This window comes from Nitrosospira briensis C-128 (assembly GCF_000619905.2).
In the GTDB taxonomy this organism is placed as follows: Bacteria; Pseudomonadota; Gammaproteobacteria; order Burkholderiales; family Nitrosomonadaceae; genus Nitrosospira; species Nitrosospira briensis.
This window is the reverse complement of the sequence record NZ_CP012371.1, coordinates 2,266,434-2,281,354: the sequence shown is the minus strand read 5'-3', so window position 1 is coordinate 2,281,354 and position 14,921 is coordinate 2,266,434. Positions and strand designations below refer to the sequence as shown.

Sequence of the window (14,921 nt, the reverse complement as noted above, 5' to 3'; positions counted from 1 at the left end):
GAAGGAATCTGTGCTGAACGCATGCCAGCCGGGATGATGGTGGCAATAGTTACGTATCGCGTGGACTCTCATATTGGTTGACCCGGAATTGATGGGCGTCTTCATGCGGCGCAATGCGCTGCGCTTATTGACGCCCTACCGTTGGGTTACAGTCCAGTCGGGCTATTTCCGGGTCTTGCGCAGGTTTAACTACTCCGTATGGTTTAACTTCAATTCATGAAAGCGTTCAATTAAAGTTGAAACGGATGCTACCGAAGGCGCTGAGGGGATTGCCAGGCAAGGCGCCCGCAAACGTGGGATTGGTATAATAGGTCTTATTGGTCAGGTTTTTTACGTTGACCGCGAGTTCCACCTGTTTGATACGATAAGAAATGGCCGCATCATACACGACGTAAGACGGCACCTTCAGCAGGTTTAAAGTGTCGGCATAACTGTTGCCTTTATAGGTCACGCCAAAGCCCAATGTTACGCCCCGCGCAATCCCGCTTTGAATCTGGTAGCTGTTCCACAAACTGGCCATATTGGTAGCAACGCCTACTGGGCGGCCGCCGAAAACACTTCTCGATATGCCAAGAACAGCATTGGTTGCCACATTGCGTGCCTGTGTTTCCGGATCCATCCACACCCCGTTACCTATGATGCTCAAGCCGTCAATCGGACGCAGGCTCATGGTCACTTCCACACCCCGCGATCGATCTTTTCCATCCGGCGTTGCGTTAGCACCGCTACCTGGCAGAGTGATGAAATAATTGTTGCGGCTGCTTTGAAACAGCGCCACGTTCACGTCTGCCCTGCCATCCAGCAGCATGGTTTTCGCCCCCACTTCTATCTGATCCGAGGTTTCCGGCGCATTCGATACTGCCTGGGCCTCGGTCGTCAGGTTGACGAAAGCCCCCGTGCTATAGCCTGCGTAAAAAGCCAGATTCTTGGTGGGTTGATAGACGCCACCTGTCGAGTAGGTAGTTATCGATTTAGTCTGTACTATTTCACGATATTGAGGAGTCTTCGAAACCGTATTATATTGAAGACCCTTGTCGCTCCACTGGACCAGATCATTTCGAATGCCGAGACGCAGCTTGAATTGCTCGCTCAAATCGATCTGATCCTGCGCATAAAAAGAGGTTTGATCACTATTGATCCTGCGGTCGAACATGAGCGTAGGTCCTGAAACCCCAGGCGAGTTTAGTGAAGTTTGCAGGTCGACCGGATTGAATAGATTGAGGTTGCCAAGTTTAAAATCGGAACGGGCGGTGGCAATGTCGGTATTCTTGTATTCGAACCCGCCCAGGAAGGTATGCTTTACTGGTCCCGTACTTGTTTTCCAGATGAATTCATTCTGAAAGGTGGCGAACGCCGAATTATCGAGTTGATGGCGCGCATCGCGTCCAGTAATCACGCCGGGTCCGGGTATATCACAAAGCGAATTCTTCACACTTCCACAAGCCTGATTCCCCCCTCCATTTCGAATCATATCCAGTGTCCGGGCATCGTATGAGAATGCCGTACGCATGGTCAGGTTATCGGATATTGTCCAGTTATGGACGGCGCTGATGCGATTGATTATATTGCTGGTCCGGTTGAACGGGCTGTAATAGCGGTTGTTGCGAGAGACGGATAGCTGGGAATTACCATCAAAAACGGTACCGTAATTATCCGGTTTGATATGTATGTCGCGATGGTCGTAGTCTATCAGGAGCGTTTTATCGTCCGCCAGTCGCCAGATGAAACTAGGGGATACTTCGTAGATATTCCGCTCGAGTCCGCGGAAACCGTCGGCATGCTCTATATCCGAAATGACGCGTCCGGCAACGCGGTCCCCCACGGGCCCTGTCAGGTCCACGAATCCGTTATAGGTGCCGAAGCTGCCGATCATGGTTCCCGCAGTCATACTGGGCGTCCTTTGCGGCTGTTTGGTAATCATGTTGATGCTGCCGCCGGGGCCGGCGACGCCAAACAGCGCAGAACCCGGGCCTTTCAACACCTCGATACGCTCGACATCGTACATGGTGCGGTAATAACCGTTTTGCGGCGCGGTTCCGTCAGGCATGTTGTCACGAAAAAAGCTCAGCGCCAAGCCACGTGACGTAAAGTTATTGGCAAACCCATAGCCGCCCCCCATCAGAGGCTGCACACTGCTGACGTTGCGCATGGCGTCATTCATGTCGATCACGCCCTGCTCGCGCAACAGCGCGGCTGGCACGACGGCAATGCTTGCGGGAATATCGCGCGACGGCGTGTCCGTCTTGCTTCCGGTCGTCGCCACATCCTCAATCGTGCCGGGGCGGACCCGGCCGGTAGTAATCTTGATTTCCGGCAACTCCGCTTTTTTCTCGGTTTTTTCGGGGTTGACGTTTTTTTCCGGATTGTCGATGCCTTCCTGGGCTACCGCATGCGATGGTATAAGTACCCACGCCAGCAACAAGGCCACATGGACGCGCCGGAATTCGAACTGGGACAGTTTTTTCATTGATCGCTCTGTTATATTTTAATTATTGGCTGGCTACAAGCGACAATGGCGTTGGCTGGCTATGGGATTTGTTGCCCTGCGGAAGCAAGGGAATTATGGATTTATATGGGCAGTGTTTCGCCTCAACCCTTGCTGATTGGCGATGTAAAAAAAGATGATTTCATGACAGCGATAACGTAGTGAGCATAAGAACGACTGCAGAGGTAAATACCGTGCCGATCAACCCCGCCGCCATCAACCGTGGACCATGCAGACGGCTCCACAGCAAGGTGCCGGTTATCGCGAGAACCAGCAAACCGCAGGCCAGCGTATCGGTGAGCAATATCCACACATTGGACATGCCGGTTCCCTTGTGAAAATTGGCCAGTGTTGCCCAGGCGTTGGCTTCTTTCTGCTCGACGCGTGTTTCCATGTCGCCTTGCCAGTATTCCGCATTAAGGCTGAGGTTGGGCGTGGTAAGGGTGACGCGCCAATTTTCGGGTTGGTTTATCTGGCCGCCGCCCCAGGGAACCGGACCGCCGGGTTTTTTCACGATACGCGATTTGGCGTGGGGCATTTTAAATTTCACGCGCAGCCAGGCTTCCAGCGCTTCCGCCGATTGCAAGCTACCCACCGGCGGTGTGAGCGTCTGGTGAGTTTCGTGCTGCGCGGCAAGGGGGATTTTCATCTCGCTACGATGATTCAACAGAATACCGGAAGTGCCGAATATCAGGCCGAGTACCGCTCCCCATAACCCCATCCAGGCGTGCGTTCGGCGCAGCCAGACAAGAAAACGGCCCCGCTTCATACCCTGCGATAAAAACAGGTAACCGCGCGGCTCGGTAACCGGGCGTGGCATTGCGCTTGCCCCGGCCGCGCTTTGCGTGGTTGCAGGCGTAGTTACAGTGACCGGTGCGTCGGATTGCAGCGTACTCATCTGTAAATGCTAAACGTAACCTTGTGGCTCTCGACGGCGTATGCCTTGCCTTCGAAATTGCCCGGATTGATCAACTCATGCTTCGCCTCGACCACATAGAGGCCGGGTTCCAGCACGGTAAGCGGAACCTCTCCTTTCTCGTTCGTATGCAAATGCTTTTCCCAGCCATTGGGTGCAATAATGATAACCTCCGCCTTCGGGACGGGCTTCCCCTGGAAGCTCAAACGCAGCAGGTTGTCGCTGCTATGTATATCGAGCGGCAAACTGCCGCCGTTGCCCAGCCGCGCATAGAGAAACCTTCTTTGCACCGGGGCAGGGTTTTCACCCTGCGGCTCGCGTATGGGTTGTTTGAGCGCTTGTACCAGCACCGTCGCTCCACCGCCGGGTATCGCAAAATAATTATTCTGGCGGCTGGCTTCGACAGACTTTTCAGTACCGTTCGCATCGATCACAGCCACTGTCGGTTGAACAATGTTGTCGAGCTTGCCGGGTGAGGCTTCGCGCCGATCTTCGGCGTATTCGCCGAAATAAAGCTTCGAGGCTGCAGTTTCGCCCTTGTCGCTTTCGAGCCACAATGCGTGCGCCGCAACATTAAAGCTAAGCAGGCCGCCCAAGATGGTGACAGCGGCAACGGGAATAATGACTGCAATCTTCATGATATTTTTTCCTTTTTTTTGTATATACCGAGGTGAGCTAAACTATTTCCAGGCTATTTCAAGACTATTTCGAGTGGCTTTACTTTGTTTCAGGCAAGACGCGCCAACGCGTGGACATCCCCGCCATCATATGGTCGTCTACATGGCAATGCAGCAGCCAGTTGCCAGCCGAACGCGGCGTCATGTCGACCGAGGTCATGCTGGCGGGCAGCACCTCGACCACATCGGTGCGGCGTCCATGGTCAAGCACCGTCTGCCCATGCCAGTGCACGGTATGATTGTCAGTTTCATTGCCGAGCGCGACGACATGCCAGCGGACGCGCTTTCCCAGACTTGTTTCATAGCCATGCAGATTACCGAAAATACGGCCGTTGATCGTATGCTTCATGCCGCTTTCTTCCCCGTTCTCTTCATTGAAGATCATGAACAGGGTCGTGAATTCCTGATCCACGTCACGCGGCGCCGGATCGGCGGCGGAACGCGCCATGCCCTGCCGCGTGACGATAATAGTGCCGATGAGACCAAGGTTTGCTTCTTCATCTTCCATGACATGAGAGTGGTAAAGCCAGACGACCGATGAAGGGTCTGCCGGGCCGGGCCCTGCGTCTGCGTCCACCACCCAGGTATAGGTAAATGATTTACCGGGGGGAACGGCCGCCCCCATACCTGAGCCATCCGCGCCTTCGCTGGATTTATCGTAAAACAGTCCGTGCGGATGCATGGAAAGCGGCCGGTCGGTTTTATTCAGGAAATGAACTTTGAGGGTATCTCCCACCACGGCTCGAATCTCCGGCCCCAGAATTCCCATCCATGTGGGCTGTGGCAGCGGTTTGCTATAAGTTTTGTCTGTATAACCGATATAGCGATATTTAGGGTATGTCAACGTTGTACCCCATACCCCGAGCCCGGCATCCGGCTTGAGCAGGTTTTGCCCGGATGGCGCGTAGTTCCAGGAAGTTTGCTCCGCCGCTACCCAGTACTCTCTCACTGCCGCCTGTGCTGCCTGGGCCGGAATCCACATACAGAAGGCAATAATAAAAATCGCCAGTGCCATAATCCTGCCTTTATAACCAACACTCATGTGCTTCTCCGGGACCATGAAGCAGCCATGAATAGTGAACCGGCGGGCCTCCTCCGCTTGGCGTCCGCCCACGCGCCTCTGCCGTGGCTGCGCACGCGAATCATATGTATCTCTGTCATGGGAAACTTTATTAAACGATGGAAGTGGATTGAACAGGGCTGTCGCACCCGACGGGTGCCGCAGCTAATGCAGCCAGCGTTGCCACACCTTTGCGAAAAGTAGGCAAGCCTGAACGGTCGAGCAATACGCAGGGCTTGCCCGAATACTTACAGTAGCGCTTCACAGTAAAATAGGTGTAGTGGTTTACGCAATCGACCGGGCAAACCACTAGATCGGCATGGTCGAGCAACGCAGGAAGATGATCTCCGCCGTAAAGCGGACCTCTACGATAGATGAGTAACCTGCCGCCTGAAGCCTCTACCATGCGATGATATTCCGGGTAGAGTGCGGCGCGACCACCCACGCACAGGACGCGACGCCCTGCAAGATCGAAACCAGCATGCGCGCCGGCTTGTTTCGCATCAAGACTATCGCAGCCCCCTGCCGGTTCTGCGGTAGATGCACTGCCAGGATGCTGTGACGCCCTGGGGGCCGCAGGCGTCCCAGGCGCGGCGGAGACCTTGACCAGCGGAACCCAATCTGTTTCTGGTGGGACCGGAATTTCCGCATCGGCTAGCTTGCGCTCAAGCAGATCGATGCGTGACAACAATGCTTGGTGATTGCCAGCCAGCTTCGATGCGGTTATTGGGTCCTCTGCCGGCAAAAACAATGGCTTATTCGAAGCTCGTCCGTGGCGCACGGTACTGGCGAGTCCGGTATGCTGTAAAAAGAAGGTGCTGCGATTGATCCCGAGAAACGAAAACGACTTGACGACCTGATCGAATTTCTTTTCCAGCAATGCCAGTAAATGACGGGCAAAAGAATCATCGGCGTTGTGCGGATTGGCACGGCCGGCCCCGCTAACGGCTGCTTGCCGCAGGCCGGATAACAAGTGGGCGCTCAAGTCTTCAACGGCATGGAGGCAAGCAAGTAGAATCACGTCGGGGCGGGGTGCTTCTGCAATCATGGGGGCGGTAACGCTCAAGGTCGCTGAACCGGTTGTCCTGGTTGTCCTGGTTGTCTTTAGCTGCTTCACAGCCCGCGCTCCGTGACAGGTTATAAAAAAATGCTGGCTTGCCCTGTACGGACTGGCTGGCTAAAGCCGCTGGGTAGGAGAACCCAGCGGCACGGATAATTTACATCTGGCTCTGCAGCCAGTTCTGTATGCCCACCTTCTGCATTACATCCAACTGCGTTTCCAGCCAGTCGATATGCTCTTCGGTGTCTTCGAGGATTTCTTTAAAAAGCTCTCGCGAAACATAATCCTTCGCCATTTCGGAAGCCGAGATGGCGGCCAGCAGAGTCTCGCGAGACGTCATTTCGAGCCTGAGGTCGCAAGCGACGCATTCTTCAGCCTTTTCACCGATCAGGAGCTTGCCGAGCTCTTGCAGATTGGGCAATCCTTCCAGAAACAGGATACGCTCGATCAATGCATCGGCATGCTTCATTTCCTCTATTGATTCTTCGTATTCTTTTTTGCCCAGGCTTTCAAAACCCCAGTTTTTATACATGCGGGCATGAAGGAAGTACTGATTGATGGCCGTCAATTCGTGTTGCAGTTGGCGGTTGAGCCACTGGATAATGTCTGCGCTGCTTTTCATGTTGATGCCTCCTCAGGCGAGATCTCGTATAAACGAGTGGGTTTGTGTAGATGATGTTGCGACAAGGTTTTTTGCATCAGTGCTTTTTCCAGCACCTCCTTGGCATGGCAGGCACATATTCCGCATTGCCCGCTCACACCCAGGCAGGTCTTCAAGTCCCGCATCCGGTCGGCGCCTCGAGAGACAGCTTCCCGGATTGCGGTATCAGTTACACCTTTGCATACACAAATATACATGATGAGCGCCTAAAGTCTACTAATTCAACTATTTGGTTAAAATAAGCTTGCCGTTACGGGTACGCCGCAACCGGTATTGTTCGCCCTGATGCTGGATAAATATCTCGTCTCCCTGCGAAAACAGGGTATCGCTAAAGATGCGCCTGTTGCGGTCCAGCAAGACGAAGTTCTGTTTATCGACGTTGATTTCCGGAACTGTAAGTGACTTTTCCATTTGGGCCGCTTCCGCAATTATTAATGAGAATGATTCGTATTATATGCAACTTTAAACGAAATGCAAGAGTGCGGATAAAAATATTTTAGGGATTTATTCTGGACTGGATTCTTGGGCTTGGTGTCGCGGCGGTAGCCGAATAACTGGAGCCGTCTTTCTCTCGAATGTGCAATAAGATGCTTCGTTCCAGGTGGAAGGTTAACGGTAGCTTCGCCATCTCCACGCAACCGTGAATCCGGAACGCAGCATCGTCTTTTCTCGAAGACCGAAATGGAATGCCTTCTCTAAAAGCCATTAGGCAACCGACTCTACAATGAATGAAAAATGAATGTGGCGCGAGTTTATGGGCGTGCCCGGTACTTCTTCAAAGCTTAAAAGCGGGAATGAGATGCCTGCCGGTGGGCGCGTAAGCCTGAGAGTCAGCCTGAATGTGTAAAATATTTTGTGTTATGCTGTGTCCGCATGTTTACATGCGTATCTGCCAGGCAAATTTTAGCCCGTTTTTCCGAATTGACTGAAATAGTGACATTAAGATGCGGCAGAAACACTATGGATATCTGCGGTTTGCTGTAATGTTGAAAAATGCTGAAAGCTGGGATACAGCGTTTAGCTATGCTAAGTAACGTAATCGCTGTCATGCCGTGTATTGCGGTAAAAAATCTGCTGGAGTTGCTAAACTCAAGATAACTGATACTGCCCGTCTATTTCGTTCAGTTTGTTCCCGCCGTAGCATTCAAACTTTTATCATCCAACCGAATGCAGAATTTCTCCATCTTGCCGCGCGAAATGGCCGCAAGCCTCTGGCGAAATAGGGGGCTAATTGCCGCGCTGGTCAAACGCGAAGTCATCGGGCGCTATCGGGGATCTGTCATGGGCATTGCATGGTCATTCTTCAATCCCTTGCTCATGCTGATGATTTATACATTCGTATTTTCGGTCGTATTTAAAGCACGGTGGGGGATAGGCGGGGAAGAAAGCAAATCTGATTTTGCCATTATTCTCTTCGTCGGATTGATTGTGCACGGGCTTTTCGCGGAATGCGTCAACCGTGCACCTGCATTGATTCTATCCAACGTTAATTACGTAAAGAAAGTAATCTTCCCGCTGGAAATACTCCCATGGGTCGCCTTTGGTTCGGCGCTGTTCCATACTACCATCAGCGTTAGCGTATTATTGGCTGCACAGCTAATACTTAGCCATCAGGTACCATGGACGGCGATTCTTTTCCCTTTCGTCCTGTTTCCGCTGATTTTGATTGCAATGGGTTTCGCGTGGTTTCTCGCAGCTTTTGGCGTGTTTGTGCGCGACGTTGGACAAATCACCGGTATGTTCACTACTGTATTATTATTTCTTTCTCCGGTGTTTTATCCTTTGAATGCCTTGCCAGTCGAATATCAAAGCTGGCTACAACTTAATCCGCTCGCGTTTATCATTGAGGAAGGGCGAAAAGTGCTCGTTTTGGGTCAACTGCCCAGCATCGGACGATGGAGTGTCTTGACAGCAACCGGAATGCTGGTTGCTTGGTTAGGTTTCGCCTGGTTTCAGAAAACACGCAAAGGATTTGCAGATGTTCTCTGAAGCTGAAAACATCGAAAATGCTGGCATTTCACCCCGCCTTGAGAAGAAAAAAAATAGAGAACAACAGGGTAACGAAAAAATCAGTAAGGGCCAAAGCGCAGTTTCAAATTCGAATGATATCGCTATCCGCGTCCACAACCTTTCCAAGTGCTACCAGATTTACGACAAACCGCATGACCGCCTCAAGCAATCGCTATACCCGCGCATACAACGACTCATCGGCCATCCTCCTAAACAATATTATCGGGAATTCTGGGCGCTCAAAGACGTTTCACTTGAGGTCAAAAAAGGTGAAACTGTGGGTATTGTTGGGCGAAATGGATCGGGCAAATCCACTCTATTGCAAATCATCTGCGGTACGTTGGCGCCTACCGGGGGGGGTGTGGAAACGAAAGGCCGTATCGCAGCCCTGCTGGAGTTAGGTTCTGGCTTTAACCCCGAATTCACCGGGCGCGAAAATATATACATGAACGGCGCTGTGCTCGGCTTGAATAGAGAAGAAATCAATGACCGTCTTGACGCCATCATGTCATTTGCCGATATCGGACGATTTATTGATCAACCCGTCAAGACTTACTCGAGCGGTATGTCTGTGCGGCTTGCATTTGCCGTACAGGCACAGGTAGAACCCGACATTCTTATCGTGGATGAGGCGCTATCTGTTGGTGATGCGAAATTTCAGGCCAAGTGTTTTGCACGCCTGCAACAATTGATAGATAACGGTACAAGTATTCTGCTCGTCACGCACTCAAGTGAACAGATCGTTACGCATTGTTCTTCTGCAATCCTGCTGAATGATGGCGTACAGCTTGAAACAGGTGAACCACGACAGGTGGTAAACCGTTACATGGACCTGCTATTTGGCAAGGAAAAACGTGCCATTGACTCTCCATCGGCTCAACCGCCTAATACAACTCTACAGGGAGAAATCAAAGCTGAAGCCTTATATCAACTGAGCGATACACATGACGTCTTCGCAACTCATGCAGGTTATAACCCGCATGAGTATCGCTGGGGCGATGGCTCAGCATCTATTCTTGATTTCTATCTGGCCGCGGACGATGAAACCTATCCTTCAGCAATCACTGCTGGGCAAACTGTCACGCTTTCGGTATCTGTGAAATTTAATTGCGATCTATTACGCCCCATTTTAGGCATCACCATCAAAACAAAGGATGGCGTAGCAGTTTCCGGCATTAACTCAGAAATAGCTGATATCACCGACCTGAAAGTATTTTTTAAAAAAGGCTCGGTTATCCGCGCCAGGTCCAATTTTAGATGTGGACTTGGGCCAGGCGATTATTTTATTTCGCTAGGCGTTGCCACCCGCGAAAACGAAGAAATCATTCCGCGTGATCGACGTTATGATTCAATACATTTTGTCGTCCCGCCGCACAATCAATTTCTCGGTCTCGCTGACCTAGGACTCAGCATGTCAATTCTCACTCATTAGTATTAAGTTCAGGCTTGATACACTGCATAAAACAACATTCGTGCTTTTTGGATCCGACGTCAGAATATGGCAAGCTGGCGGGCCTCAAACCTTGTATCGCATCTATCATTTTCCAGAATCTGAAATTGGCCTCGAGGCAGTGATGGGGTAAAAAACAGACGAAGTGTTTCCTTTCTAATTCAAAAAAATTTTGATGAAAAATCAAATTTTAACGACAACTTACGTATTTGATGAACAGAACGCTATTTGGTCAAGACCAGGTTATGTCGGCATTTTGTACAGTGATGGCGACGAGGCCGAGCTACGTATTGCCGGGATAATCGATCAAGCATTCGATATTACAGTTTTATCTCCAGAGCTTCGGGAGCATTGTACCGATTGGCCAACGCTCTATCATCTATTTAACACTCGCGTCAACATTCTGCGACCTTTTGCTCCCGAACTCAAAGGCGATATTCTAGAGATCGGTGCGGGCTGCGGAGCAGTCACGCGCTATCTTGGGGAATGTGGTGCAAACATTCTAGCCCTTGAGGGCAGCCCGCGCCGTGCAGCAATTGCTCGTTCCAGAACGCGAGATCTCGAAAATGTCACCGTGCTAGCGGAAAAATTTGACCAGTTTCAGTGTGACCATCGATTTGACTTGATCACACTCATCGGAGTACTCGAATACGCCAATATCTTTACAACCGGCGAGAAACCAGCGATCACCATGCTCCAGCGCATTAAGTCTCTGCTCAAACCCGAGGGTAAATTAATAATCGCTATCGAAAATCAGTTGGGACTGAAATATTTTGCCGGTGCGCCCGAAGATCACCTCGGTCAGCCCATGTACGGTATTGAGGGCCGTTATAGAACAGATCAACCACAAACTTTTGGACGAGCAATACTTACGGGCTTATTGGAAGATACAGGCTTCGCTACAGTCGAATTTTTAGCTCCGTTCCCGGATTATAAATTTCCCGTTTCGATTTTGACTAAAGAAGGTCTTTCCAGCACGAATTTTGATGGTGCCGCCTTGGCATGGCAAAGCGCAAGGCGCGACCTCCAACTCCCACCAAGCACGAATTTTTCACTTGAGTTGGCTTGGCCCGAAGTATTCAAGAATGGATTAGCTTTAGATATGGCCAATTCTTTCCTGGTTGTAGCATCGCCGTCGCACCAACAGCTCGTTAAGCCCGGTGTTCTGGGATACCACTATACAACTGACAGAGCTCCCCAGTATTGTAAGGAAACAGTGTTTGAGCATACTGATGGAAATATGATAGCAGTTAATTATCATATGTTGAGCAGCAAACGTTGTGATACGGCAGACCAAATTATCCAATTCAGATACCCGCAAAAAGCAGCGTATACAAAGGGTACAGCGCTATCTCTGGAGTTTGTAAAAATAGTTACCCGAGACGGATGGTCAATTGGAGAGGTGGGGGCATTTATTCAACGCTATATTAGTATGCTTTCCATCATTGCTGAGCAAAAAGGGTATGGAGCTTGCGTGTCACACTTAACTGATAAGTTGCCCGCCGATTTTTTTGATATTACGCCTCAGAATATTATCATCCGTCATACTGGGCAACCTGTTGTCATAGATGCGGAATGGTCGATGAATGGAGACATTGAACTTGGATGGCTGCTGCTTCGCTCCTTATTGCCAATAATAGAATCAGTATGTTTTGCCGCTAATTCGACAAGGCAAACCTTTTCACGAGGCAGTTTTGTTAAATCCGCTTTAGAGGCTGCGGGATACCCTCTGACAGACGAAGATTTTCGGCGGTTCATCAAATTGGAGTCCGCTGTTTATCAACAGGTGACCGGACGCGCATCTCAAGAATTTTTAGACCAATGGCCGGAACAGCCGTTGCCAGCTAACTCTGTGAGTGGTCTCGATGAGCAAATTGCCGACCTTGAGCAAACCATATTCGAACGCGACAGACAGATAGCCACCATTAGCCAAGCTCATCTCCGAATCAACGCACGCGTTACAGCTATAGAAAATAGCACGGCTTGGAGGATGACATCCCCTCTTCGTCGAGCGCTGACCCACAAGCCTGTCTTGAGAAAGATTGGTAGACGCACTGCCAAACTAATTTGGTGGACGAGAAAATTGCAGTTGGGTAGAAAGCTGCGTGAATGGAATGCGCGCGATATAACTCCCGTTGAGATACCTCACTTTGCACCACCCACCGATGATTATTGCCTGGCTGTTCCTTTAGCTTATCCCGTAGATAACTGGAAATCCGCACCTGGCGTAGCTGTAATATGTCACATGTATTACACGGAAATGGCTGACGAATTTAAGCGCTACCTTATGAGGATTCCGTTTCCATTCGATTTATTTATCACAACTGATTCGCAAGAAAAGCGATCAACAATTGAAAATCACTTTCGGCAGTGGAATCGAGGGGAGAAGGAGATTCGGGTCGCTCCAAATCAAGGGCGAGATATAGCACCGAAATTGATCGCATGCAGGGACGTCTATGATAAATACGAATTCATTCTACATATCCATACAAAAAAATCCCCACATTACGAGCTGTTGTGCGGATGGCGCTCTTATCTGCTTGAAACGCTCCTAGGTTCCGAAAAAATCGTGGAAAGCATTTTTGAGCTGTTCAGAAGCGATCCTAAGCTTGGAATGGTTGCCCCACAGCACTTCGAGGCGGTTCGGCATTCTGTCGGATGGGGCTGGAATTTCCAGAATGCAGAAAAGTTTGCCCGCAAATTAGATATAAAGATATCGCTTAATGGACGCCTGGACTTTCCATCGGGCTCAATGTTCTGGGCTAGATCGGCGGCGCTGAAGCCCTTGCTGGACTACCAACTTTCCCTGGACGAATTTCCAAGTGAAGCCGATCAAGAAGACGGAACCCTAAGTCATGTAATTGAACGCTTATATTTTTTCGTGTGTGAGCGTGCTGGCTACCGTTGGATGAAAGTAGGTCAGCCATCATTGATGGGACGAACAGAAAGGGTCAAAGATGTTCAAAATCGGAACGAATTATTAAATTTTATTAAAGACGCTCAATACGAACTTCTTAAATTCAGAAAGTCTCGACTCCTTAGATCAGCGTTCACAACGTCAAAATACAGCTCAGTTGGTAGGAAAGTAGAAATGGATCGGCTTGTTTACGAGAGGTCCAATTATAAAATGTTGGACTTTTCGCAATTTCAGCATGAATTGAAGCTCCATATCGAAAAAAAAGAGAGCTTGATTGATTTTGACGATGATTTTTACCTTAATGCTAACTTGGACGTAGCAGCAGATGTAGCTAACGGTATTTTGTCTTGTGGTTTCATACATTACTGCTTGAAAGGGCAAGATGAAGGGAGAATCTGGAGCGACAATCAATTGAAGCGGCGGTTTTCAATCTCGCCGAGTTTTCCTGATGGTTTTAACGCGCCTATCCATCTTCGTCCATTACCACAATCCAACATTGATCTAAGCCGTTTGCCGCGAAGCCCTGAGCCATTTCTATTAATATTTTTTTCTCACTTACAAGATGACCTTTTCTTTGCGGGCTATACAGCATTTTTTCAGGATTTCAGTCCACTTTTTGGGAAATTTTCAAAGATTGTCCTTTCTGTCGAAAGTGAAGAATTCAACCCCCGTCTCACAAAGCAATACTCAGACCGGATTGAGGTAATTCAAGAAAGAGAACTTGGCAGACTTAAATACCAACCTGACCTTATAATTGCCTTTAATAATCAACTTTCCACCAAAGCAAAGCAAATTTGCAATAATCCAGACAGAACAATTTATTACTGTCAGGATTTTGAGTCTGGATTTTTTCCCTACGGAGCAGAATATGTAGAGGCTGAGAAAGCGATAGCCTCTTCGCATAATATTATTGTATCTACAGAGCTCCTGAGGAGTTTTTTGGTTGATAGGCAATTGTTACGTCATCAGCATGTTTTCACTACTAGCCCCAAAATTGAGTCTTTTGTTGTGCCGCCAGAAAAGACGAAGCGCCTATTTTTTTATTTCCGTCCAGAGGCTTTTCATCGGAGAAATCTTCCACAAACCATCATGGAAACCGTGCAGAATTTTTGCCGGAAACATGTCGGATATGAAATATTCATGGTCGGCTCAGTCGATACTCGCTACTCGTATAAGATAAATGAAACACCAGTCTATGTAATTAACAAGCTGCCGAAAAAAGATTACATTCAACTGATTTCTTCGTGCGACGTGGTCGTGTCACTGATCTATTCTGCCCACCCTGGCGTTATAGCCTTTCAGGCTGCCGCATCTGGAATACCTACTGTGACGAACGTGTTCGAACGTAGGGATGCCAATCTATTGAAACAGATCTCGGAAAATATTCTACCGTATGACCCTGTTCGAGAGAATCTTCTGGAGCTAGTTGAAGAGGCGTTAACCATGCCAAAAGGAAAGAAATCGTTTAATGAATTGCTGTATTCCGGCCCACAGGCTCAATCTCTCAATGATTTTATCGATTCCGTACTTTCATCTAAATGAGTATATCTACTCAAGAAAAGTCTGGAGATTGATCTGAAGTTTGGAATAAATTAGGCAGGACGGAAGTTGCCTATGCTGCGATAGCATTTCGAAGCCTCAATAGTGATCTCTCAAGCAGCATCAAGTAACCAAGGACCATATTC

Annotated in this window: 11 protein-coding genes; 3 read left to right on the top strand and 8 right to left on the bottom strand. The window is 49.4% G+C overall.

Annotation, left to right across the window (positions count from 1 at the left end; translation table 11 throughout):
- Window positions 1–226 precede the first annotated feature (226 nt).
- From F822_RS10290 to hemP, 8 genes are all read right to left on the bottom strand, one after another.
- Window positions 227–2,467: a TonB-dependent receptor gene (locus tag F822_RS10290; protein ID WP_025041703.1), complete on the bottom strand. Its 2,241-nt coding sequence runs from the start codon at window positions 2,465–2,467 to the stop codon at window positions 227–229.
- Window positions 2,468–2,627: 160 nt separating this feature from the next.
- Window positions 2,628–3,383 (bottom strand): PepSY-associated TM helix domain-containing protein, encoded by a 756-nt coding sequence (locus F822_RS10285; protein WP_025041704.1) that lies wholly within the window; start codon window positions 3,381–3,383, stop codon window positions 2,628–2,630.
- Window positions 3,380–4,039: a hypothetical protein gene (locus F822_RS10280; RefSeq protein WP_025041705.1), complete on the bottom strand. Its 660-nt coding sequence runs from the start codon at window positions 4,037–4,039 to the stop codon at window positions 3,380–3,382. Before F822_RS10280 ends, F822_RS10285 begins: the two co-directional genes overlap by 4 nt.
- 79 nt (window positions 4,040–4,118) lie before the next feature.
- A complete protein-coding gene (locus F822_RS10275) occupies window positions 4,119–5,120 on the bottom strand; it encodes a multicopper oxidase domain-containing protein (RefSeq protein ID WP_025041706.1) in 1,002 nt (333 codons plus the stop codon).
- A 130-nt stretch (window positions 5,121–5,250) separates the two neighbouring features.
- Window positions 5,251–6,255 (bottom strand): DUF2325 domain-containing protein, encoded by a 1,005-nt coding sequence (locus F822_RS10270; protein WP_197272813.1) that lies wholly within the window; start codon window positions 6,253–6,255, stop codon window positions 5,251–5,253.
- A 100-nt stretch (window positions 6,256–6,355) separates the two neighbouring features.
- Window positions 6,356–6,820 (bottom strand): bacterioferritin, encoded by a 465-nt coding sequence (bfr, locus tag F822_RS10265; RefSeq protein WP_025041708.1) that lies wholly within the window; start codon window positions 6,818–6,820, stop codon window positions 6,356–6,358.
- On the bottom strand, window positions 6,817–7,056 hold the full coding sequence (locus F822_RS14910) for a bacterioferritin-associated ferredoxin (protein ID WP_082204633.1): 240 nt from the start codon (window positions 7,054–7,056) through the stop codon (window positions 6,817–6,819). Before F822_RS14910 ends, bfr begins: the two co-directional genes overlap by 4 nt.
- A gap of 28 nt (window positions 7,057–7,084) precedes the next feature.
- Entirely contained in the window at window positions 7,085–7,270 is a 186-nt protein-coding gene (hemP, locus tag F822_RS10260) for a hemin uptake protein HemP (RefSeq protein WP_025041709.1), read from the bottom strand.
- Window positions 7,271–8,026: 756 nt separating this feature from the next.
- Between hemP and F822_RS10255 the strand changes: the two genes are divergently transcribed.
- From F822_RS10255 to F822_RS10245, 3 genes are all read left to right on the top strand, one after another.
- Window positions 8,027–8,848 carry an ABC transporter permease gene (locus tag F822_RS10255; RefSeq protein ID WP_025041710.1) on the top strand — a complete coding sequence of 274 codons (822 nt, stop codon included), beginning with the start codon at window positions 8,027–8,029 and terminating at the stop codon, window positions 8,846–8,848.
- Window positions 8,838–10,301, top strand: a complete 1,464-nt coding sequence (locus F822_RS10250) for an ABC transporter ATP-binding protein (protein WP_025041711.1) — start codon at window positions 8,838–8,840, stop codon at window positions 10,299–10,301. The genes F822_RS10255 and F822_RS10250 overlap by 11 nt, the downstream gene beginning before the upstream one ends.
- A gap of 193 nt (window positions 10,302–10,494) precedes the next feature.
- Window positions 10,495–14,778, top strand: coding sequence for a rhamnosyltransferase WsaF family glycosyltransferase (locus F822_RS10245; RefSeq protein WP_025041712.1), 4,284 nt, complete (start codon window positions 10,495–10,497; stop codon window positions 14,776–14,778).
- The last annotated feature ends 143 nt before the right edge of the window (window positions 14,779–14,921 follow it).